Origin of the sequence: Nocardia pseudovaccinii (assembly GCF_050942345.1) — a bacterium.
GTDB classification, from domain to species: domain Bacteria; phylum Actinomycetota; class Actinomycetes; order Mycobacteriales; family Mycobacteriaceae; genus Nocardia; species Nocardia pseudovaccinii.
Genome location: NZ_CP192074.1, coordinates 8,898,169 through 8,924,379 on the forward strand (window position 1 = coordinate 8,898,169; position 26,211 = coordinate 8,924,379).

Sequence of the window (26,211 nt, forward strand, 5' to 3'; positions counted from 1 at the left end):
TCAGCGGGTGAAGATTTGGGTGCGGCGGGTGGGGGTGGTGCAGACGTCGTAGATCAGGCGGCCCAGGTCGAGTTCCGGCGGGAGCGAGCGATACAGGAGTTGGCAGACCACGGTGCCGGAGGCGGTAACCGCGAAGCGGGTTCGGCGGTTCCCTACGGGTTCCCATTCGATTGCGACGAGGGAGATGTCGAGGTTGATGGTGTTGTCGCCGATGCGTAGGGCTAGGCCGGAGGGGTCACGGTAGAAGACGACCGGTGTGTCACCGAGATCGCCGTATACGCCGAGTTGCGGGCCGATTCCGCCGCCGACGGCTTGGAGTGCTCCGGTCTCCGGGTCGAAGTGTGCGGGCACGCCGAAGCCGGAGAAAGGTTGGACGAAAAGGGTTGCGCTGTTGCCGTTCTGGGATGGACGGTTCCGGTGGCCGCTGGAACCTTGGCGGTTTCGGGTGGGTGGTGGTGCGCCGACGGGCGGGGGTGTCATCGGCGGTGGAGTTGTTCGGTCTTGTTGCGGTGCAACGGGGTTGATCTGTTGGTGGGATGCTTCGGGCCAGCCGGGAGGCAGTGGGGCACCGGAGTGGTGCTGGTCGGGTGGCTCCGAAGGCATGGGTGTACCCGGGCGGTTCGGGGGTTCCGACGGGTGGCCTGATGACGGTGGGTGTACCCGGTCGTGCGGGGGAGTCGTCGGGTCGTGGGGTGGGAACGTTTGGGGTTGCGGGGGTTCCGGCGTGGTCGGCGGCTCCGGGGGTTCCGGCATTGTCGGAGGCACCGGCTCCGGTGTCGTCGGGGGCAACGGGGGCACCGGCGTGGTCGGAGGCACCGGAGGCTCCGGTGGCGTCGGCGGTGGCGTCGGCGGTGGCGTCGGCGGTGGCGTCGGCGGTGGCGTCGGCGGTGGCGTCGGCGGTGGCGTCGGCGGGAAAGGCGGAACCGGAGGAGTAGGTGGAAGCGGGGGCTTCGGGGGGACCGGCGGTTTGGGCGGCTGCGGCGGGTGCGGCGGCACAGGCGGTTTCGGCAGCACAGGTGGCTGTGGCGGCACCGGAGGCTTCGGCGGGTGCGGCGGCTGCGGCGGGTGCGGCAGCACAGGTGGCTGTGGCGGCACCGGAGGCTTCGGCGGGTGCGGCGGGCGCGGCGGGTGCGGCGGCGTTGGTGGGTGTGGTGGCTTCGGGGGTTCCGGCGGGTGCTTCGGCAGCGGCCACGTCGGATCGAACGGTGCCCGGCTCGGCGGATCGGGCATCTCGTACTCGTGGTTCAGCCTCGGCGGATGCGGGATATGGGAGCGCAGCACCGAGCCGGGCAGAGGTGGGGGCTCGGAATCACCCGAATCCGACCGGCCCTCCGGCGGCTCCTGCCCGCCACCCCGATTCGACCGAGCGCCATCCGGCGCATCCTGACGGTGCTGCGGGCTCGGATCGGTGGCCGAGTGATCGTCGGCGACCTGCGGCGTACCTTCGCGGACCGGCGGCACCTCGGGCGCGGACGATTCGCCGTCGCGATCACCACGGGCCGTGCCATCGGACGAGTCGGCGCGATCGTGGCTGTCTGCGGTGTCCGGCAGACCATGACCGTGTTGCGGGCTCGGATCAGTGGCCGAGTGATCGTCGGCGACCTGCGGCGTACCTTCGCGGACCGGCGGCACCTCGGGCGCGGACGATTCGCCGTCGCGATCACCACGGGCCGTGCCATCGGACGAGTCGGCGCGATCGTGGCTGTCTGCGGTGTCCGGCAGACCATGACCGTGTTGCGGGCTCGGATCAGTGGCCGAGCTCTCGTCTGTGGTCAGCGGCTGTGCCGGTTTCGAAACTTCTTGAACTACAGGCACTTCCGTTGTCGGCGGTCGCTCGGCGCCGTCGGAGGGGGAGGGTGGTACAGGGGTTTCGGCCGATGCTGGTTGTGGGAGTTCGTTGGTCAGGGGGAGGGCGAGGGGCGGGTTCGGGAGTGCGGGTGGGGGGAGTTGGGGTTGGTGGTCTACTCGGGGTGGGGCGTAGGGGATTTCGGTGCGCCAGTCGGTGCGGGGTGGGCGGTTGGCGTTCCAGTCGAAACCGATGCGGATCGCGTGCTGGTTGGCGTCGTGCCATGCGGCGATCGGGTTGTGCCGCAGGTAGTTCGATTCGGCGAGAGCGTCCTGCAGGAGCAGGATGTCTTGTGGCAGCGGGCTGCCCGCGATCAGGCGGTTCCAGGCTTCGGCGACATCGGCGACGGCATCGAGTGGGCGGCGACGGAGGATGCCGTCGTTCGGGTCGTGCACCAGATGCGGATCGCGCATGAGGTGGTTCTTGATCTGCTCGATCTCGGCGTGGGTGAAGGCCGGGGTCGAGTTGTCGAGTCGGCCGGCGACCAACCTGGTCAATTCGGCGCGGTCGGCACCCAGGTTGCCGAGCTGGTCGCAAAGGTTGTCGACCAATCGTCTTGCATCACCGGGCTGTTCGTTCCGCAGCTGGCCGGTGAGCGCGTCGACGATCGGGTCGAGGTCGCCGGAGCTGTCGAGTCTGCGGGCGATCTGATCGACGATCTCCGCCGCCCGCACAGCACGTGCCGCGCCTTCCGCATCCGGATGCGCGGCGAGATGATCGACGATGCTGGCGATATCGCTGTCGTCGGCGCGGAACCGGTGGTATTCGGTGTCGGCCCAGTCCTGCACGCGCGCCCACGCCGCTTCCTGATCCCGTTGGCGCTGTTTGTATTCCTCTGACAACTCGCCGCGATCGGGCACCCGATCCTGCGGATCCCATTCGCGCGCCATCGGCTGCACATCGGCCGCGCGCGGACGGAAGTAGGGATGTCCCTTGAATCCCGGACTGATTCGGCCCGGATGGTCCTTATCGCTGTACCAGGTGAATCCGGACAGCTTCGCCGATTCGAGGATGATGCGCATGGTGTTGTAGAACACGCCCGCCATCGGCGGCTCGAAGGTTGGCACACCCGGATCGAGTGGGTCCATGCCGGGGATCCGCGGCAGCAGTTCCTCATCGATCGCGCCGGGCGGCGGATCCAGGAACGGGTCGACTATGGACGACTGGAACGGATCGACCGCCCAACCACTGACGCCTTCCGGAAGTACGCGCGGCTCGAATGCCTTCGGCACCCTGGGACCTTGACGGTTTGTCGTCCAGTCCGGGCGGGTCGGATTGACCGGATGCCAGTCACCATTGGCGTCCTGCCACCGGGTGAGGTGGATACCCGGCGAGCCCTCGCGCCAGCCCGCGGTGAGATAGTCGCGACGCGGTGGTGTGAGTTCCTCGATGCGCACCGGCATCTCGCGCTCGGCGACGATCACGCGATATTCGATTCGCGTCTCAGGCCTTGTCATCGCCTGTGCCACCGCGGAATTGCGTCGGATCGCATCGGCGAGCGCAGCATCGTGGCCCGCGCGCGGATGCTCCAATGTGCCGCGCGGGGCCACCACGATGATCCGCGGATGTTCGCCCTCGACGAGGCCGACCCGATCCGTGATCGGCCTGGCACCCTCGGCGGCGAAGACGTCGCGACACGCTCCGGCCAGTTCGGCCATCTGATCCTGGATGCGGCCGATCCTGTTGTCCGCCTGGTTGACTCGGTCGGCGGCTTCACGGAGCAGTTGCAGTTGCCTGGTGTTCTCCTCGGTCGGCGCGAGACGGTTCGCCGCATCGCGCAGGGTCTGGTCGATCTCATCGGGGCCCAATGCGTCTCGGGCAACGCCGAGACGGTCTGCCAGGTCGTCGCACATCCCGCGCCATGGCTTACTGGCGAGCACCTCGGTGGCGCGCTCGGCACCGAGCCGGTCGAGCTCGGCGCGTGTTTCTGCCGACAGCGGTTGGTGTGCGATGACATCCGCGCCCTCGAGTGCGGCAATACGCCGATCCAGTTCGGCGAGGGCGGAATCGGCTTCGTTGAAGCGTTCCGCCGCGTCCTGCAGCTTGAAGATGTTGTTCTCGCGCTGGGTGCGTTCGGCCGAGCCCACCAGTTCCGGTTCCGGCCTCGATGTTTCGTCGCCGGTGCCCGCAATGTCCCTGGTTCCGACGATATCGCCGCTGAGCTGCCGCAGGGTCGGCTCCAGGTTGCCCTGGTTCAGGGCGTGATCGGGATCGCGAATATCGAAGCGTTCGGCGCGGTCATTGCGCTTGGCCCGCCAGAACTCGCATTCGGCCGCCATCGCGGCGCGTTCCCGCACCAATGCGGCGTGCACGGCCTCCGGTGTTCCGGACAGTTCGAGCGTCGCGATCGCCTCGTCGAGCCGCGCCACTTCGGCATCGGCACGGTTGAATTCGTCGGCCGCGCGCTCGAGTGCGTCGATCCGCGCATGCCGCTCGGCCTGCTCATGGACCAGCATGGTCTGGTTGCGCAGCTCTTCGAGGGTCGTCTCCAGCGGCAGGCCTGGCCGCAGCCCCTGCTCGACATCGACCGGTAGTCCTTCGGCGCGAAGTCGGCGAAGATCGCGCAATTCCTCGCGATCGGCGACGGCCACGGCACGCTCCGCACGCAGCCGCTCGAGTTCGGCGCGGACCTCGGGGGTCAGAGCGTCCGAATGCGGCGCAGTGTCGGGCGCGATTCCAGGATCCGGCTCCGAGCCGTCAGCGTCTCCTGGTTCGGGCGTGGAGCGCGTGGGATCCGAATCGTCCGCGTCGGTGTTCCGTGGTTCCTGCGAAGGTCGCGTCGGATCCGAGGTGTCCGCGGCGGCGTCCCGGGTCTTGGGCGCAGATCGTGTCGGATCCGAACCATCCACAGCGGGACCCTGTGCCCTGGATCGCGTCGGATCCGAAACGTCCTCAGCGACGTCTCGTACCCCGGGCGCAGATCGCGTCGGATCCGAACCACCCGGATCAGTGCCCCGTGTTTCGGGCGCGGATCGCCTTGGATCCGAACCATCCACAGCGGCCCGGGTCTTGGGCGCTGACCGCGTCGGATCCGAACCATCCGCAGCGGTACCCCGCGACTCGGGCGCAGATCGCGTCGGATCCGAACTGTCCGCAGCGGGACCCTGTGCCCTCGATCGCGTCGGTTCCGAAACGTGCGTATCAGCGCGTGACGTCTCGGGCGATGCCTGCGTCGGATCCGACTGTGCCGCAGCGTGTTCCGGTGGCACCGCAGATCCCGAACCCGGTGTCTCCGGCGGACCTGCCGGGCGGGCTGGCACCGCTCCTTCGTCGGGCGGGCGGATCGGGGTGACGGTGACGACTCCGGACTCGTCGACCACGACGTGCAGATAGTCGACTTGGATACCCTGATCGGACAGCTGACGGCGAAGCTCGGCGGGCATGACCTGCTCGGGCGCCCTCGACGGCGACGCGACCACCACGCGCTGCCCATCAGGTGCGATTCCAACGCCCTCGGCGACCATATGCGCCTGTTCCCCGGCCAGCACGTCACGAGAGGCGAGCACGGCGGCGCGCTGGCGAGCCACGTTCTCCTCGCCCAGCACGTGGATGTAGCGGCGCAGCTCGGCCTGATACGCACTAGCCGCATCCCTGACCTGGGCGGCATGTTGCTCGGCGGCGCGGAGATCCGCGAAATGCTGCACCATCTCATGGCTCGGCACGTTTTCACGATCCCGTATCGCGGCAGCTTGATCCTCTGCCACGCCCACCAAATCGTTGACGGCACGCTGTATTTCGTGCGGGCTCAAACCGTCAGGGTTGATTCCGAGGCGCCTGGCACCTTCGGCAATGCCCGGTTCCATGGCCTGGCGGGCAGCCGCAGTCTCCGCAATTCGAGCGGCCGAACCTGGCAGCGCATCACGCAATTCCGGCGTAACAGGCTCGTGTACCCGCGAGGGCCCATCCTGCGGCCAACCGCCCGAACCCGACTCCCCCGGCTCCGGTTGCCCCGGACTGGGCGGCTCCTGCGGCGGATGCTGCGATCCCCCATCACCACCAGCCTCCGGCGCACCCGCTCCCTCCTGCCCACCGAGTGGCCGAATCCGCACGTCCCCAGGCTCGCCACCGCGCCGCCCGCTCGCCCTCTCCTGCACCTCCGACGCCGAATCCCGCCGTGAGGCCGACGACTCCTCGCCTGCACCCGACGCCGAATCACCTTGCCGCCCAGCAGACGACTCTCCATCGACCGCCGCCGAACCCTGCCGCCCCGCTGCCGACTCCCCGTCCGAGTCCTGGCCCCGCCGCCCTGTCAGCTCCTCCCCGCCTGCCGACGCCGAATCACGATGCCGCCCAGCAGACGACTCCTCGCCCACTCGCGACGACGAATCACCCCGTTCCTCACCCAGACCCGGGACCGATTCATCCCGCTGTCCGATCGGCGGCTCTTCACGCACTGCAGGGCCCGAACCTTGCCGCCCGGCCGACGAGTCCTCACCTATCCCCGAGGTCGAATCACCGTGCCGCCCTGTCGAGGACTGCTCATCCACCTCCGACGTGGAACCCTGCCTCCCCGCCGACGGGTCACCGTCCACCGGCGAGGGCACCGGGTCGGTCGATGCCGGGGGATCTTGGGGTGGACGTCGTGAACCACCCTCACCGGTCGCTTCGGGCGAGGTACCAGTACCCGAATCACCGTGCCGTGTATGCCCATCCGACGAATCATGCTGAGTCGCAGCAGCTTCCGCGATATCGCGGGCGACCGCACGGCTCAGTTCCTCGTTCAGCCGCGTCAGTTCTGCGTCGGCCTCGTCCAATCGGCGTGCGGCGGCCTGTTGTTCGTCCGCGTGTTCCGGGCTCGGGTCGGCCATAGCCTCGTCGAGGGCGGTGCGCGCGTCTTCGCGGGCGACGAAAGCAGCCGCCCATTCGTTCGCGATGCGCCCGATTTCCGCCTGTCGAGCGGCCGCATCGGGATCCCGCCCCGGCGCAGCGCCATCCGGTTGCACCTCCGGCACGGATTCCGGCTCCGCATCGGGTCGCGCACTTCCACCGGAGCTCGGCGTATCCGGTGGGGTGGCACCCAACTGCGGCGCATCCGGCGGCGGTGGCAGTTCGGAGCCGGAGTGCTGGTCAGGCGGCGACCAGGACGGATCAGGCGCGACGATGTCGACGGCGTACGGAATGCCCGCACGCCAGTCGGTGAGCGGCGGGCGGTCCGCGTCCCAGTGGAAGCCGAGGCCGATGGCGTGGGTGTTGGCGGCGCGCCAGGTGGCACCGGGATTGGCGTGCAGGAAGTCGGATTCGGCGCGCGCATCCTGCAGCAGGACGAGGTCCTGGGGCAGCGGTTCGCCCGCCGTCAACCGGTTCCATGCCTCGGCGACATCGGCGAGTCGATCCATCGGGCGACGGACATACGCGCCATTGGGATCGCTGTAATCGCGCACCAGATGCTCGTCGACCATCAGGTGGTTCTTGATCTGCTCGATCTCGGCGCGCGTGAAATCCGGTACGTCGTGGCGCATGTGCTGGGCCAGGATCTGGGCAATGGCGTCCGGATCCGCGCCCGCGCGCACGAGCTCGCGAATGTCGGCGATGGTGTCGCGCACCGCGTCCGGATCGTCGACGACAAATCGATTCGCCAAATCATCCGCGACACGGTCGTTTTCGTCCTGCATCCGCAGCAGTTGCGCATCGACGTCGCGGGTCGGATCGATACCTCGATCCGCGGTCACCAGCCTGTCCTGCACGGTCCCGACCACATCCCGTGCCGCAGCCATCTGCTGGGCACGGCGGTGGGCGTCGAGCCCGTCCATGATCCGATCGATATCGCTGTCATCGGCGAGGAACCGCTCGTACTCGGCATCGGCCCAGTCCTGCACGCGACGCCAGTTCACGACGTCGCGATCCCATTCCCGTTGCAGTCCTTCGGAAATCTCCACCCGATCCGCGGGATTGCCGTGTTCGGCCGGATCCCACGGCCGATGCATGGGCTGAATATTGCGCTCCGGCCCCGCGAACCACTCGTAGTCGCGGAAGACGGTGCCGAACGGCGGAATCTTCTGCAGCCACGGCCGGGCCCGCACCCACTCACCGATCTCCGGACGCGCCTGGATCCAGGCCTTCACCGCCGGATGCTTCGGCGTCTGCGCGGCCATCAGGATCAGCCGGGTGATGTTGTAAGCGTCGCCGCCCCAATGCTGTTCGAAGATCGGCGTGCCCGGCGGCACGGACGACGTGTCGTAGCGTGACGGCGCCTGCGGCATATTGACCGGCAGCGTGCTCTCCGCGATCTCACCCGGCGGCACGTGATCGGTCGGCAGGGTGACGTCGTTGACGACATCCTCCATGGCCCAGCCGCTGACACCGTCCGGCGGATCCTTGGGCGTGAACTTCTTCGGCACGGTCCCGGCATCGCGGTTGCCCACCCAATCCGGGCGAGTCGGATCGACGTGGTGCACACTGCCTTCGGCATCGACCCACGACGTCATATCCATGCGTCTGCCGTTGTGCCAGCCGGTGCTCAGTCGGCGGATCTCGGGTGGCGGCATCCGCAACGTCCGGGTGTTGCCCTCGCGATCCGCGAGCACTTGGCGGTACTCGACGCGGGTTTCCGGACGCACCATCGCCTGGGCGACGGCGGGATCGCGACGCAGCGCATCGGCGAGGGCCCGATCGTGATCCGCGCGCGGTGCCGCCGGATCGGGACGCGGACCGTACACGATGATGCGGGGGCGCTCGCCCTCCACGATGCCGACCCGGTCGGTGACCATCCGGCCGCCCTCGGCTTCGACCTGCTGCCGCCATACGCCCGCGGCTCCGGCCATTTCGTCCTGGAGTCGGCCGATCCGATTGTGCGCCTGGTTCACATCGTCGGCGGCGTGGAAGAGTCCGTCGATCTCACGATGGCGAGCATCTGCCTCATCCACAGACAGCGTGCCATCGCGCACCTCGTCATCCACCTCGAATCGCAGGTTGGTGATCGTTCTGCGCAGCCGGTCCGGTTGCAGCGTCGCCTCATCCGGATTGCCCGACTCATCGACCACACCGAGCCGGACGGCCAGATCGTCGCGCATGGCCCGCCGCGGCTTGATCTGCCGGAGTTCCTCCGCCCGCTCCCGCGCCATCCGATCGATCTCGGCAGCACCCTCCTCCGACGGCGGGCGGTGCCGCGCGACGCCCTGGTCCTCCAGCTCGGACAGCCGCTGGTCCACGCGGCGGACCTGATCGTCGAGGGATTCGAAGTCCTCGGTCGCGGCAACGAGTTTGCGCAGCGCCGCTTCGCGCCGTCCCTGCTCGCCGGGCTCGACCGGGCTGCGCACCTGCCGGTTCGCCTCCTCGAGGCCACCCAGCACGTCGACGACATCGGTTCGCGCGTGGGCATGCAGTGCTTGAATCGCCTCGTCGCGCGCATCCGGGTCCCGGCGCACCCATTCGGTCGAATCGTCCAGACCCAAATTGGCGGCGCGCTGGTTGGCCTTGGCGCGGACGAACTCGCGCTCGCGCACCAGATCTCGTCGCTCCTGTAGCAGCCGGTCGTACTCGCCGACCAGTCCGATGCGTGCCGCGAGCTCGCCGACCTCGGCATCCACCCGTGCGAATTCCGGTGCGAGCCGCTCCAATTCGGCTACAACGGCACGATCGGCATCCGAAAGCAATCGCCGCCCCGCGAATTCGGCAACGGTCGCCCGAATTCGGCGCGGCGTCCACGCATCCGCATCCTCTTGCGCCGGAAGTCGATCGGCCAGCTCCGCGATCCGGGCCGCCAGCGCATCCCGCCGCGCGACCGCATCCGCATGCGCCCGCACCGCCTCCGCATGCTCCGGTCCGGTCCGAGCTTCGGCCCCTGGCTCCGAGTTCCCGGCTTCCGTGTCATCCCGCCGGTTCTCCGCGTTGCTCTGTTCACCATCCTGGCTCCGACCCGACGGCTCCTCCGACTCGGACATCGGCGGGGCAGACGGGTCACCCTGCCGGTTATCCGCGCCGCGCCCTTCACCACCCCGGTTCCCACCCGACGGCTCCTCGGGCTCGGACGTCGGCGGGGCGGGCGGGTCGGCGGGCGGCTTCTTCGACCCGCCACCGGCTTCGGCGACGGGTTCGGTCGCCTCATCCGGACCCGCCTCTTCCGGACGAACCGGCTCCACACCATCCGAATCGTCGTCGAAACGAACCAGCACAGGCTCCTCGGCGCGCGACGGCTCGGACGACTCCGGGATCGGTTTCGCACCGGAAGCCGGACTGTCCGACGGATCGTGCAGCGGTCCCGACGGGGATGCCGTCGGCTCAGGACCATCCTCATCCGACTGCGGCGGTTCCTCGGAAGCCCCCTCGAGACGCCGCACCATCTCATCGAGTTCGTTTACCAACGCTCGATACTCGGCGTCTTCATCTTGATGATGTACCGACTCCTCGCCATCCGAATCACGGGTCGACGCCTCATCGGCAGCTGGCTCGGAATCAGCCGAATCCGATTCCGGACGCACCGGCTCCAGACCGTTCGAAGCCTCGTCGGTGCTGACCGGATCAGGCTGCTCCCCGGCCTCGGCGCGGGGCGGCTCGGACGGTGGCTCCGAAACATGGGGCGAGGCATCGCCGGATCCGCCGGGCCACAATTCGACCGGCACGGACGGCGCTCGGTTGACGTACTCGACGGAGCTGGACTCGCCCGCTCGCCCCTCGTCGACCAGCAGGCGATGCAGAACCTGCGCGGGTTCGGAGGCGTCGTCGCCGTAGCGCTCCACTTCACGGAACGCGTCGGAGAGGGCCTCGCCGGGGTCCAGGTTGTCGCCGTCGAAGCTGTAACGGGTGAGCTGATCGACCCAGGCGCGGAAGTCCGTCTCGCTGGGGTGTTCGCGGGTGGCGAGGTAGTGCTCCCGCAGCGCCTCCATCACACGCCGCTGCGCGCGGCCTTGTCCGGCGTAGTCGAGGACGTGGCCGAGTTCGTGCACCATCACGCCGTACACCGGGCGGTCGGCACCGATGATCCGGGTTCCATCGCGACTCGTCTTCGAGGCGAGCGTGTCCGCGTCGGATCCCCATGACTGACCGCGCGCCGATTCCTCGAGGACGACGATCGACGGGGTCACCTGCCGAAGCCGTTCGGCCAGTGGCGCATCCGCGCCGACGCGGGGACTGGTGCTCGTATAGGCGACTCCCCCCTGGGGATGGCGCGGGTCGCCGGGCTCGATGCGGACGCCGGCGAGCTTCATCTCCGGATGCTCGGTCAGCATTTCGTCCACCGCTCGCGCGATTTCGCGAACCACCTCCGGATCGATGCCCTTGCGCCGGAACCCCTCCACCTCGATCGAATGCCGCCGCGCCAGCACCTTCGCGACCTGCCGCGGACTGCGCTTCGACCACTCGTCGACGATCGGTCGCGACTCCGTCGGCAACGCCGGATGTTCTGTCGGGTCGGCCGACGACTTTCGTACTTCCCCATCGGTATTCGTGTCACGAGCGCCGTCCGCCTCATCCGGGACGGGGATCGGTTTCGCACCGGCGGCGGGGCTGTCCGGTGGGTCGTGCGGCGGGCCGGACGGTGTCGCGGCAGGATCGGGTCCGTCCTCATCCGGTCCTTCATCCAACTGCCGGAATTCGTCGGCCGCCTGCTCGAGTCGACGCTCCACCTCATCGAGGTGATCCATCAACTCCTGATGCTCGGCCTCGGCCTCCTCATCACGACGCCGGAACCCCTCCTCAGCAGCAGCCTGCTCACGCGCCAACGCATCATCGATCCGCGACCGTGGATCCGCCGAATCCTCTCCCCCACCCATCTTGGCGACCCATTCATCGAGTTCCGCATGCATGCGCGCATTCCACTCGGCCTGTTCAGCATCCATCTGCCGCTTCCAGTCCGATCGAGAGTCCGGCTCGGACGCGCCCGACTCATCGCCCCCGGTCCCGACCGGCGGATCGACCGCACCACCCGATCCGGACTCCTGCCGGGCACCAGCGTCGGACTCATCACCCCCAGACCGGACAGACGGATCGACCGCACCGCTCGACCCCGCGTCCTCCGGGCCGACCGGCTTGGGCCCGGGTCCGCTGTCGTCCGGACCACCCAACTCGCTGGGCGCACCAGCCAACTCGCTCGGAGCGCCGTAGAACTCGTCGAGGAGCGCCGCGAGATTTCTGATCTGTTCGGCGCGAGTCTGGATCTCCGCGCGCATGCGGCCGAGCTCCGCGGTCAGTTCGGCGGGGCTGAGACCTTCGTGCTTCTCGATCTTTCCATCACGGTAGGCCTCGTACACCTTGCGGAAGGTGGCATCGTCCGCACCCGCGATATCGACACCGACGAGCCGAGCCCAGTCGCGATTCGGTTCGGGCCGTCCACGCCCCTCGCCGGATGCGCCGTCGGCGCGGCCCGGATGATCCGCGAGCACACTTCCGAGATCCAGCGGGTCACCGGATTGCATTGCCTCAGTGAGGAGTTCACGCAACGCCTGCACGCAAGCCAGTTCATGGACAGGCGGTTCGCCAGCGGCCCGCGGATCGGCGGACAGGTCGCCCCGCGGCACATCGGAGTACGGATCGATATCGATCAGCGCACGCATGTATTCGGTGAGCGCGTCCACCACCTGATCGTGCTTACCGGCACCTTCGAGGCCCGCGATCACCTTGCGCAGCTTCGCCGGATCAAGTCCGTTCGCATCCAGTCCGCGCAGGATCTCACCGTCATCGGCGATCCGAATCTTGGGCGGCTGCAACGATTCCGGGCTGGCCGGTCCGAGCTGTGCGGCCAAGCGATCACGTGCGGCATTGACCGCGCCCGGATCGATATCGCGCAGTTGCTTGGCGTAATCGGCCAGATCCTTGAACTGCTGTTCGCGCCGCGCACTGCGCCATTCCGGATCGGCCAGCGCCTCGGCGACCCGCCGAGGCGTGAGCTCGGACTCCGGAATATCGAGCCGGTGCGCGAGTTGACCACGCGCATCGCCGATATCGTTGAAGTTCTCGATCTCGTTCATCGTGCGCGCGAAGTCCGCCAGCGCCTCGACCTGACCGGCGCGCAGAGCATTGGCCAGCTTCAGTTCCGCAATGGTCTGTGCCAGCCGATCCGGGTGCAGCGCCTCCGGTCCGAGGCCGAGTTCATTTGCCAGATCCACGATTTCGGCGACCATCTCTGCGCGAGTGCGCGGCGGCGCATCACTCTCGTGGCCGGGCGAATGACTCGTCGGTTCCTCGACGGGTGCCTGCACGGCGCGCCACTGACCGTCGTTGTCGCGCACCATCGTGACGACCAGCTCGCGACCATCGATCGTCTCCCGATGGTGGTACACCTCGGGTGTTTCGACCGGATCCAGATGAATCTGCCCCACGCGATCCACGCGCGCGTTCCGGTAATCGAGTTCGACCTCACCACGATTGAGCGCATCAGCCAGGGACGGATCATCGGCGAGCGCCCTGGCCAGCGCATCCGCGCGATCCAGCGGCCCGTTGATCACCACCAGCCGGTCCGGCGCGCCCTCCCCGACGGGCACCCGCGCGACCTGATCGCCATGGATTTCCCCGACCGGCTCCTGCTCTCCGGCACGCAGATGCGGTTCGGCGGCGTCGGCGAATTCGGCGACCCTCGCGGCACGCGCATCGTTCTCGGCCCACAACCTGCGCAGCGTGGCATCGAGATTGCGCGGGTTCACATCGTTGAGGTCCAGCCCGAACATCTGCGCCCAAGTGGACGCCTCGTCGCGAAGCTGGTCGCGGCGCAGGGCATGTTCGAAGTACACCCTGGGCCCCTGGTCGCGGCCCAGTTCCTGGCCGTCCCCGATATCGCCCCATTCGCGCAGCGGGTCGGCGCCATTGCCGACGGGCCGGAAGTTCTGCAGACCGGGATCGCCACCGAAGGCGCTGATCAGCTCCCTGAGGAAGCGGCCCATCGGATTGTCGTCGAAGATGCTGACCTGATCGGCCAGCGGCACCGGACGGCCCGTCGCATCGGGCGCACCCGATCCGGGGCTGGACTCACTGGTCGGTTCGTCCTCGTCGTAGTAGTCCTCGTCCTCGTCGAGCCGCCGCGCATCGGGATCCTCGATCTCCCCCGCCACCGGCTGTCGACCGCGCAGCTCGGGCGCCGAGTCACCCGGCAGGTCGGCATCGACGTACGGACGCGTGACCTCCTCGTTGAAGCGATCCGCCGCTTCCGCGAGGCCAGCAATCGCGGCCGCCTCACGCATCGTCCGGTATTCCTGCTCGTCGAGCACCCGGCGAATGGTCTCCGGACTCTCGTCGGGCAGGTCGAAACCGAGCCGGTGTGCCTTATCGGTGAGTGATTCGTCTTCCGGTGGCGGACCGTCGAGTTCGGTGGTCGGCTCCGGATGCGTCGGCTCGTGCTCGAGTGCCCCGGCCTCCTCGTCGGAGATCAGACCGAAGTTCTCCAGGTCATCGATGATCCGCTGCCGCTGTTCCGGATCGGCGACGGCCAGTGCCTCTTCCAGCACCGCCCGCGCCTCTTCCGGGGCGATGGCCTCGACCTCGAGCAGTTCGGTGACGGTCTGGCGCACCAGATCCGGATCGGCATCGCTGACCCAGAACCGGTATTCCTCGCCATCGGGCGTGCGTGGCACGACGAAATCGCCTGCCACATCCCGAATTCGACTAGAGAGCCGGTTCAGGATCGGCAGATGCTCCCGGTTGCGCCATGCGGTCCAGCCCTCCTTGGCGATTCGGGCCATATTGAGGCCCCCGCCTTCACTCTCCGGAGCCGGTCGAGCAACGGTTTCGTGCCCGGGTGTCGCCTGCGGTGGATGTGGCGTATTCGGATGCGATTCGAAGAGGTCCGGCGCATGTTCGACGCCATCCTTCAGCGCGTTCTGGCCGCGGCGGTCCTCACCCGAACCCGATGGGTACTTCGGGTAGTCGCCCACGTAACCACGCACGCGCATCTTCTCCCGAATCCGCTCCCACGCTCGGCGCAGTGGCGACTTCTTCTCGGGTGGCTCGGAATCCGCTGGGCGCGCGGGTGTTCCGGATTCTTCGGGAGCTTCGACTCGCCAGTGCCCCTCTTCGTCGGGCCGCACCTGTAGCGGCACCTCTTCGCCGTTGGCATCGATGACGATGCGGCGCGGCTCGTCCGGATTCGCCGGAGCGAACGGCCGTCCCGCCGACGGATCCTCGAATTCGTTGCCGGAGTTTTCATTTCGCGAATGTTCTGGATCGCCGGGCGTCCCGGCGGGAATGGGAGGCTCGGAGGGCGGCTTCTTACCGCCACCGCCAGCCTCGGCTGGCCGCCCGACCTCCTGCCGCGCCGCCGGATCATCGACGCGCAGCACTCGTGTCTCGCCCTGCGCGCCGATCCGCAACTCGCGTACGACAGTGCCGGGTTCGGCGCGCAACTCCGCGAGCTGCGGATGTCGATCGGCCGCATCGTCCAGCACGCGAACCGGATCACCGTCGCCCCAGCCGACCACGAATACGCGCGCAGGCTCACCCGGCACCACACCGACCCGATCGGTGACCGGAATCGCGCCGGCCCGCAACAACGCGTCGCGCTGCAGTGCGATCGCCATCGCCTCGTCGAGCCGTGCGGCCCGCTCCTCGGCCCGCGCGATGCGCTCCGGATCGCCTGCGGCCCTTGCCTCGTCGCGCTCACGCACCGCCGCCGCATTCTCGGCCGCCAACCGATCCAGCACGTCTTGTCGCTGCTGCTGGGCCTGTCGCTCCTGTGCACCGTCGTCCGGATGTGCGGGTGGGAACTCCGGTGCGTCGAACGAATCGTCGCCGGACCGTGGCCGATCGATCGGTCGCGGCGCGGAATCGCCCTGATCCGATCGGTTTCCGAACGACAGTCGGTCGGTGATCCTGCGCAGCAGGCCCTTCGGCGCGCTGTGGTCGTGCAGATCGGCCGAACCGTCGAGCAGGATCCGGGTTATCCGTTCCCCGAGCCGCCCGGTATCGGTGCCGGACATGCCCTGGAACTGTCTGGCCAGCACATCGCCCGCACTGCCATCTCCGGTGGGCGGCGCCACCCGCCAGCCGCCATTGCCATCGGACTGGAGTATGACCGGAAAGTCCCACGCCCGGGTCTTCACCTCGGTTCGAGTGAACTGCGGCCAGCGACGTTCCCGACCCGCCGCATCAGCCGATTCCGGCATGGCCAGTTGCCGCGTCAGCAGACGACGCGCCACCTCCGCCGGATGCGGCTCGCCGATCGATGGATCCGCTTCGGCCAGTTCGTAACCGCGGGCCATGAAGTCCAGACGCAGTCTGCCCTCGAGGTTCAGGGACGCATTCTCCCTGGTATTGAAGGCATCCGGGCCGAGCTGGCGCACCCAGGCATCGAACCCGAGATCCGTCTGTCCGGCGGCGCGGTAGCGCAGGTAGTGCGCGAGTAGTTCGGTGGCCGCCTCGTCTTCGGTCGGGCGGCGGTAGGGACCCTCGGCAGCGTCGGCGTCGATGAACCGGGCATCGTGCAGACCATCGGAACCCGGCCCCACTTGCAGATATTCGATCCGTTGCGTGCCGTCCCACAGCACACTGGTGTATTCCGGATGCGTCGCGGCCAGTTCGCGCAGCGCGTCCATGTGCTGGCCTTCGGGTGCCACCACAACCAGACGTCCGCGTCCCACCGGCTGGTGACCCGGAAAATGGGCGACCCGTTCGGTGCGCCGGGCGCCACCCGGATCCCGCGCCAGCTCGTCGTCTAGGGCGCGACGTACCCGGTCCGCGGCTTCCTCGGAACTCATCTGGCGCGGCGGTGCATCCTGATCGGCCGGACGCCCGGTTTCGGGCTCGGACGTATCCGACCACGGGCGATAGTCGTCGACGTTGTCCCCGGCGTGCCGAGCGACATCGAAGGCGACCTCGGCGGGTTCCAGACCGACCTTGTCGATGTACTTGCGCAGCGCTTCGCGCCCGGCCTCGTAACCCGCCCGCTCCGGCCGGATCGCCGGATCATTCGAGCGAGCAGCGGCCCGCTCGGCACGCTGATAGGCGCGATCGTAGGCGTCGGCATAGGCACGTTCGGCCGGACCGACCGGCACGAAACGACCCGAATCACGCAGCAGCCGAAGGGATTCGATTTCCGCCGCGTACTGACGGCTGCGCTGATCCCGGATCGCCGGTGTATCGGTGTGGCGCGGCGGCGGCCCCTCGCCGGGCGCACGGGTGATTCCGTGCGCACTATCCCACTGCGCCCGATAGAACGCGGCGAGGTCATTGCCGTCGACATGCGGCCCCAGCTCCACCAACCGATTTCGCACTTCACGGGCAGCGGCATGGTGTGCGGCCGCATCGATCATGCTGTCCGCGACCTCACGATTGTCGCGGTAGGCCCGCAAGGCTTGCTGCTCCGCCTGTTTGAAGGCGTCCTTATATGCCTTGGACAGCAACGTTTCCGGAGCCGGTGATGCTTCCGTCCCGAACTGCCGCCACCTATCGAATTCGAAGGCTCTTGCCTGCGCAACGGCCTCCCGATCCAGCATCAGATCGACGTATTCGTCACGCCCGAGCGTGAATCGCTCGAGCGGACCGTCGCCGAGTTGTTCGGCCAGATATGCCGCCCGAATCGCTTCCGCCGCATGCTGTGACGGTGCATCGGTCAGGCCGAGTAGCACGGTTTTCGAGGCCGGATCGTATCCGGCATCGACGCCGCGCTGCTGTCTGCCGTCGTAGCGGCTGGAATCCACGTCGAGGCCGAAACGGATCTCCACCCCGTGCCTGGCCAGTACCTCGGTCGCCCACCGTCCGAGTTCGTTGCCCCTGAGGATGCGCTGCAGCCGGTCCGACGCCACCTGCGCGGTGTCGACCATCGACTGGTCCGGCAATGCCGCGGCGGGTTCGTCCGGCGTTCGCGGTGCCACCAGGTGGTCTACCTCCGCACGGACGTCCGCCGCGGCGGCGTCGACCCAGGCGGCGCGCAGATCCACCGGCTCCCGCCGCACCTGGACGGCCCCCGAATCGTCGACGCTGACGCGGACCCGCTCCGCGACGGCATCGCCGTAACGGATGGCACGATGCAGGTCGCTGCCTCGATCGGCCGCCGCGCGCGATATCGCGGCATGGTCACCGCGAGCATCGACCACGATCACACGCAGTGGTTCACCCGGCAGTACCGCGACGCGGTCGTTGACCCAATGCTGCTCGGAGACTTCCGGACCGAGCACATCCTGTCCGACTCGTGCCGCGATCTCATCGAGCAGATGGTTACGCCGCGCCTCCACCTCGGCATGTCGGCGGGTCGCCTCGACCAGCGCTCGCACCTGCGCGGGGCGCTCGGAATTCCGTACGCCCACCGGCCGGATTCTGTCGTCCGCCACCGCCTGTCGGCCGCGCTCGAAAAGCTCCCGGTCGCCGCGGTGGGTTTCGGGGTCGAAGGCGCCGAACCGTCGGACCGCGCGATCCCAATCGCCTTCGACCGCACGCAGTTCCCGGGTGAGCGCCGCATGTTCGCGAACCAAGCGCCGCAGTTCCCGTGCCGATTCCGCAGAGGTCGGCTCGTGCATTCCGTCGGGATGCTGATGGGCATCCCAGGTGCCGCCGTGGATATCGCGCAGACTCGCGCCCTCGCTCGGATACAGCGGCGAGTCGAACATATCGCCGGACAGCAGCGCATCGACGCCCGCCTCGCGACCGATTCGGCGCAGTTCGTGCTCGCCCAGGCCCGGATCCGCGGCGGCCACGGCCGCGTCGCGGGCGGTCAGATACTGCTCGTGCAAGGCGCGGGTGTAGGCCGAATCCGCAACATCGTGTGTGGTCGGGGCCGGTTCCGGATATCCGGCCGCACCCAGCTCACGGCGGAGCTCGGCCTGCCAGCCGAGCACCTCGGCTTCCGTACGCAGCTGTGCGTCGACGTAATCCGCGCGATCGATGGCGCGGATACGGGCCGGATCCACCTCGACCCGACCGGACAGCACGGCATCCGCGAGTACCGCCGCACGTACCAGCGCCTCCGCCTGGGCGGGCTGGCCGCGGTCACGGGTGTCGACGGACACGTCCATGGTCCGGCCGTTGAACGAATCCGGCCGCCCGCCTTCGAAGCGCACCGCGGCACCGGCGGCCCGCAGCACGTCGGCCGCCTCGCGTCCGGTTTCGCTGCACCCCAGCAGTTCCCACACCGGACCACCGGTCATATCCCGCGGCCGGACCTGCCAGGCCCCGGCGTCCGGTTCGGGAACGTCGCCGGTCGGCCGGAACTCGGGCGAATCCGCCCCCTCGCCCGGCGCTTCGGGTCGGACCGAGGTCTCCGGCCTGCTGAAATGCGCGACGACCTTCTCGTACTCGCCCGGCCGACCGCGCATCGCATCGTGATCGAAGCTCACCTCGGTGAAGCCGAGTTCGACGGCCAGTTTGCCGGTGAAGGTGTTGCGTGCCGCCTCTTCCGGGGTCAGGTACAGCTCCTGCACACCGGCATTGAAGGTGTCGAGGTTGTCCCGGACCCGGTCGTCGGCATTCCATTCGGCGCGGATCTCGGTCACCTGATGTCCGAGCTCACGCATCATGTCCCGGAACATTTCGCGCCCGGTCGGCGTGCCGTCACCGACACGCACCGTCGCGCGCAGTACGCCGTCCGCATCGACCCGACCGTGGATCCCATGCTGGTTGTCCCCGCCGTACCGGTTGGTGTAGGCGTTCGGGCGGTCGTCGAAATCCTCGTCGTGCCTGCTCGAGTCCTCCGGCCGCACTGCGATATCGCCGTGTTCGGGCGGCAGATCGGAGGCGTGCGTACGGATTTCGGCCAGGCGTGCCATCACCGTGTCGTGCCACTGGCCGCGACCGTGCTTGTCGAACTCCGGTCGCAACGCGGCGACGCGTTCGGTGATCGCGTCGACCACCGCACGTGGCAGATGATGGTCGATGACCTCGATGCTGTCACCGTTGCGACGCAGGAAGTGTTCGGCGAACGGGCTCAACGCATTTCGTGCGGCTTCGCTCTCCTCGAACCCACGACTGTGGTCGATACCGAGCACATCGCCCTGCGGGCCGATCATCCAGCCCTGTCCGTCGCGGTCCGGAACCCGGATCAGCGCGTCCAGCAGACCGAGCGCACGGCCCGCGACGGTATCGGCGTAACCGAGCTCGTGCACATCGATGAACTGCGGATGCCGCTCGGCCGCAACATGTCCCGCCAGCTTCTCCATGTACACGACAGTGGATTTGGCGTGGAACACCTCGGGCACATTCGCACCGAGAGTACGACCGAGCAGCGACGCCAACCGCTCGGCGACGGCGTGGCGCGGATTCATGACGGTCTTGCGGATCAGTTCGGTGCCATCGTTGAAGGTGACCAGCTCCACCTTCCTTGCGGCATGCACCGAGGAACCCTCGCTGAGCACCGTAGCCGAACGTTCGCCGGATGCGATGGCGGAGCGGACGACATCGTCGAACGAGCGGATGCCGTGCGCGTCATCCCAAGCGTGACCGTAGAACTCGGCATGGGTTTCGGTCGAATGCTCGGGACGATGCTGAGCCACCTCGGGGCGGATGGCTTCCAGGCCCGCATCATTGGCGATTCGATCGAGTTCCGCTGCGGGCGCTTCGGGATTCTCGTCGTGTGCTCGGGCTCGGGCTTCGTCGTAGGCCGCGGTGTAGGTGCGCTCCAGCGGGGTTTCCGCGAGATCGTGTCCGGCGGCCCTGAGTTGTTTCGCCGCAACGATTTCCAGCGCGTGCGCACGGGCTTCCTCGTCGAGCATGCGCGTGATGTATTCCTCGCGCGGCAGGCGCATGCGTTCCTGCGCACCGCCGGGAGTCTCACGGGTATGTGCCAATTCGACGTGGATGGCGCCGTGCACCAAGGCGGCCATCTGTGCCGCATCGGAGGCGCCGACGTCCAGGGCGAGGGTGCGGCGGCTCGGGTAGTAGCGGTCGTCGGCGCCGGACTCGTGCACGATACCGACGTCGTGGCGGGTGAGCACCGCGTCGGCCCAGCGGCCGACTTCGGTCTCCCGTAGCTGTTCTCGAATCCGGGCGATGCGTTCCTGGGCTGCCTGACCCGCACGGTCCAGTGGAGTCAGATCGGTGGCGCGATCGAATTGGTTGGGTGACGGCTCGTCGATGGGCTCGACCCTGATGCGGCCGACCTGGTCGGCGTCAACGTTCAGGTGCTCGCGCACAACCTCGGGCCGGTCGAGCAGTTCGCGGATGTCCGGGTGCTGCCGGGCATCGCGCAGGATGCGCTGGTGGTCATCGGTGCCTGACGCGATGACCAGCCGGTCGGGCTCGCCGGGGATATGCACGATGTGTTCGTTGAGCATCCGCGCATTCGAGTTCTCACGTACGTATTGGGTGAGAACCTCTTCGATCGCCGCATTTGCCACTTGGTCGGCGCGGTGGTCGTAGGTCGCCTGGGCATGCTGACGCTGGTCGGCCAGGTCGGCGAGGGTGCGCAGATCGTGTTGTTCGGTACGCAGTTCGGCCTGCCGCTCGGGCGGAACATCCGGTCCGGCGAGTTCATTCGTGATGCGCTGCAGGCGGTCGGTGATCTGGCGTTGCAGCGGCTGTCGGGCGAGGGTGGGATCGAGACCGAGGGCGGTCGCGCGCTTGGCGAGTTCTTCAGAGGTGTTGCGTAGGTCGCGGAAGGCCGACTCGCGGTCCAGCGCCGCAGTACGCAGGCTTTCTGCGATATCCGACGGGGTGTCATGCATGCGCGCGCCCGGCGCGAGTTCGGCACTGGCCGCATGCACGCGATCCCAGGCGTCGCCGTAGTAATCGGTGTAGTTCTTGCCGTTTTGCCACTCGTGGGTGGCGATTTCTCGGCGTAGCGCGTCGACGGCGACATCATGTGCGGCCTGGCGGACCTCGGCCGAGGTGAGCGACGAATCGCTTGCCGACAGATCGGCGGCGGCGCGGTCATAGGCGGCGGTGTAGGTCTCCTCGAGCGGGTGCACGGCGATGTCGTGGCCGAGATCCCGGAATTCCTGGGCCAATTGGAAGCGTCGACCAGTTGCCGCGGCCTCCTCGTCGACCATGGTGCGCACGAATTCGTCGCGTGCCATCCCCCGGACGTCACCGGTTCGGCCCTGAACGTACCGTTCGGCGTGCACGGATTCGTGAGCCAGGGTGAGCGCCTGCTGGACATGATCGGCACCCGAGGTGAAAGCGACTGCGGTCAATTCGCGTCGTCGGAATTCACCGGATCGGCCGTCACCCGCCGACGGCTCGAATCCGTCGCGAACGGGACTGTTGTCGAAGCTCGCCGCGATCCGCCGTCCGGTCTCGGTCTGGCGCAACAGTTCACGGACCTGATCGGGCTGCGCATCGAGCGAGCGACCGATGCGAGCCCCCGGATCGGTTGCCAGCGGATGCTCGGAGCCGAGCGGGTGCATCGGATTTCCGGCCGGGTCGAAGGCGATGGCATACGTGCCACGGAGTTCGCGCGGAACCGTCGGCGGGAAGCCCTCCACCCGGCCCGCCCCCGGATCGCGCACCACGATCCCGCCGTTCTCGTGCACCAGCACATACGCGTGCGCTCCGACGTTGTACCTGTCGACCGCACCGCTGTATTCATCGACAACCAGCGCCGAAGACCCCTCCGGCATGGAAAGCAACAACCGCGCGATCTCGGCATGCCCCTCATACGAACGCAACTGCCCGCCCGCGGCCGTCTGTACCTCCGCGGCCGTCATCCCGTCCAGCCCGATCACCCGCTCCGGCAACCTGATCGCCGAACTCCCGGTAAGCGCCTTGATCAACCGCAGCGACAACTCCGCGCAGCGACCACGGTTCCGCTCCGGAATCCGAGGCTCATCGCCCCCTTGCCGTTGCTGACCATCCGCCCCGTCGCGTGACCTGTCCGCAGGCGCGTCGCCCGTATTCCGATGCGTATGCGATTCGGCCACCGGCTGCGGCACGAAAGCCGCTGCGGGATCGAGAGATTCAGCCCGCTGCCGCGCCGCCTCCCGCCGCGCCTCGACCTCCTCCCGCCGCGCCGAATCATCGGCACGATGCGACTTGGCAGGCCCGATATCCGCACCCCGATGCGCCCCGTCCTCCCGCGCCGTCGGATCCGTCGCATGCCGGACGTCGGAAGGTTCGGAGCGCATTGGAGTGTCGTCGGCGCGCGTGCTGCCCTCGTCGCTGGGGTGCACTGCACCCTCGTCGCCCTCATCGCCAGGACGCACCGCATCATCACCGTCAGTGCGCACGACACGCTCGCCCTCGGGACGCACAACACTGTCCCCTTCAGGGCGCACCATGCCGTCACCCTCAGACCGCACGACATCACCGCGCTCGTCGCCAGGACGCACAGCACCGTCACCGTCGTGACGTACGGCACCGTCACTATCGGGACGCGCGGCACTCTCGCCCTCTGCCCGCACCACCCGCTCGTTGTCGGCGCGCACGACACCCTCACCGTCGCGCCCCACAGCGTCGTTCGGCCGCGCAACGGTGTCACCCTCTGCCCGCACCACGCCGTCACCCTCGGCGCGCACGGGCAGCACCGGGCTCTCGCCCTCGGACCGCAGCGCATTGGTGCTGTTGGGGCGCACCGCACTATCGCGGTCCAGCCGCGCGGCGCCGTCATCGTCAGGGTGCATGGCACTGTCGCTGACAGGGGGCACGGCACGGTCACTACCGGAGCGCCCAACGGTATCCCCATCGGGCCGCAAGGCACCGGCACTGTCCGGGTGTGCAGCGGTGTCGCTGTGGGGGCGGACGGTGGCACTGCCGTCGGCGTGGGTTTCGGCGTGGATCGGGGCGGGTGCTGCCTGTGGGCCTGCTATGGGTTCGGCGGTGAGGTGGTGGGGTGTGGATTGAGCTGCGCCCGCGCGGTTTTCGGATGCGGTGCGGCGGGATTCGGATTCGGAGGACGTGTCGCCGGTACCGGTGCGGAATCGGTCCGGGCCGGGGCGGCCGTCAGTGGCGGTGCGGGCATCGGCGGTGGTTGGGGTTGTGGGACGAGGGTCTGTGGTGCGGGGTTCGGCGGGCGGTTGTGGGCGGGTCTGTTCGCCCCGTGGGGTTTCCGTGTTGGAGGTTGCGCCGGGGCGCATGTCGGCGGTTGAGGTTGTGCGCAGTGTGGATGGTGTTGCGCCGGTGCGTGCGTCGGGTGCGGCGTGGGTTGGTGCGGTTGCGGGATGTGTAGGAGCAGTGCCGGTTTGGAGTGGGGTCGACGCTGCGGCGCCTGCTTGCGAGGCCGCATTGTCGCCGGAGACGCGCGAACCATCGGTGGTCGTGTTCGAAGTGTGTTCCGCTCCTGCAGGGGTCAGGTCGGCTCGGGTAGCGGCATCGAGGCGGCTCTGCCCCTCGCGAGCCGACGCTCCCGCGTGGTCGGCCGACCCGGTACGGTCGCCAGCACCGTTGGACTCGGCATTCGAATTCGCCTGTACCGCAGCCGGATCCGAATGAGTCGCGGCTTCTGCTGCGGGCCGGACGGCACCGTCCGATCCGGTTCCCACCTCCGAATTCCGGACGCTCGACTGGTCGACTCCACCATCCGTCGTTCCATCACCGACGCGCTGCGTGTCTGTGGAACCATCCGCGTCGACGCGCGCAGTCGAGGAACTGTCATCCCCCACACGCGCGGCCGCACCATCGTCACCAGCGTGTGCAGTCGCACCGTCATCACCAGCGTGGGTAGCCGCACCGTCATCACCAGCGTGGGCAGTCGCACCATCAGCTCCAGCATGCGCAGCAGAACCATCATCGGAGGCCCCCGCCTTCGACATGCCGTCATCAGCACCATGCGCCTGCGCCGAATCATCGCCCGCACCATGACTATTCGACGAACCATCAGCTCCCGCCGCCGAACCGTCGTCCACGGCATGCGCTGCCGAACCGTCGGCCGCACCGTCCGCACCGCCACGCCCAGCAACGGACTCTCCCGTATGCCCCGCGGTCGGCGCACCCTCGCCGGTCTGCCCGGCTCCCGAATCAGCACCAGCACGTCCACCATCACCGGCCGCAACCGGACCGGCATCAGGGCGAAAACCAATGCGGGACAGGTCATCCGGATTTACCCGCGTACCGCTCGGCCGGTACCAATCCGGATGCCGATTGTGATAGAACTGCTCGGCCGCCGCACGATTCGCACCGGACATCGCGCCGTTCGAGGCGCCCGCCGTCAGCATGCGCAGGTCGAATTCGGTCTTCTTCAGACCATCGACGGCCTTGTCCCAACCGCCTTCCGGTCCGGACTTCGCCCAGGTGAACGCGAACTGCGCGCCGACGCTGCCGCCGAATCCGGCGATGGCACCCACTGTGCCCGCCGTCGCACCCGTGAGCAGTCCACGCAGCCAGGCCTTCATCTCGGTCTCGGCGAGCTTCTCGCCGAGACGCTCGCCGATCGGGCTCGCGACACCGGCGCCAACCGCGGAACTGATCGCGGTGATGGCGACCTGCTCCCAGTTGACCTCCTTGCGATGCCCCGAATTCACCTGGTACTGCTGAATTCCCCAGTCCTGGACCGTGCCGAGGACCGTGTCGATGGCAATGTGACGCACCAGGAAGTTCGCCAGTCGACGCCCGAGGAATTTGGCCACGATCTCGACGATCTTGTCCATGATCCGCTTGGCGATTATCCGGATCGCTACCCGCGTTCCGGCAATAGCCGCCGCCTCCGCCGCGGGCGCGGTCGGCGGAAAGATCCATGCGATCGCGATCTCGGCCGCAAGCAGCGCGAGGGAGGTGATCAGCATGAGCTGGCCGTATTCGATTTCGGTTCCGACGCTGGTCGCCGAATCGGCCAGCTTCTCGAAATCGCGGGCCAGCATCTCGAGCGATTGCGGACCTTCGAGATAACTGTCGAAGTTGGCGATTATCGCCTCGATGCCGTCGCCGTCCTGATATGCCTTCAGCGACGCCGTTTTCGCATCACGGATATCGGGCAGAATGTCGCGCAATCCGGCGGCCGCTGCGCGCCAGTCGTCGGCCAGTCCCCACATGCCATCGGGATCGCCCGCAGGCCAGTCGGATCCGGCGACCCATTCCAGCCATTTGAGATAACCCGGCAGCTCAGCCATCTGCGCTCACCCTCGGTCACCAGCTGGAATCGGTGACTCCGCGGTCCGTGGCCGATTGACGCGAGACGACCTCGACATTGCTGAATTCCATCGGTGCGCCGTCATCGTCGGAAATTGATTGGCGCTCTCCGGAATTCGGTGCCGCAAGCGAAACCTTCGGCGCCTTCGGCATTTCGGCGCTCAGGTCGGGCATGCCCTCGATCAGATCCGACAATTTGGGCAGTCGCGCACGACGGTCGTGCAGGGGCATCATCAGCTCCTGCGCCTTGCGCATCACCTCGGCGGTCGCCTTCTGCGCCGCTTCGGTCACCGCCTTCGCTATCTCGCCGTAGCTCAATTCATCGATGCCGGAACCGAATTTGGTTTCGATAATGGTGCCGTCGGCATTCACGGTGACCATGATCCGCTTGCGCACGGTGGCGCTCGCGGTCAGTTCGGCACGCTGCTGCTGCACCTGCGCGATCGCTCGAAACTGTTGCTGGACTTCATCGAGCACTGCCGCCATCTCGGCCTTGGCGAATTCGTTCGTCATGTTCTACA

2 protein-coding genes are annotated in these 26,211 nt (G+C 68.0%); both read right to left on the reverse strand.

From position 1 onward, the window contains the following. Complete coding sequence (locus tag ACQPZ2_RS40230; RefSeq protein ID WP_433523158.1) at window positions 1-25,671, reverse strand: hypothetical protein; 25,671 nt, start codon at window positions 25,669-25,671, stop codon at window positions 1-3. A gap of 16 nt (window positions 25,672-25,687) precedes the next feature. After that, a complete protein-coding gene (locus ACQPZ2_RS40235; protein WP_433523159.1) occupies window positions 25,688-26,203 on the reverse strand; it encodes a YbaB/EbfC family DNA-binding protein in 516 nt (171 codons plus the stop codon). Window positions 26,204-26,211: the final 8 nt, after the last annotated feature.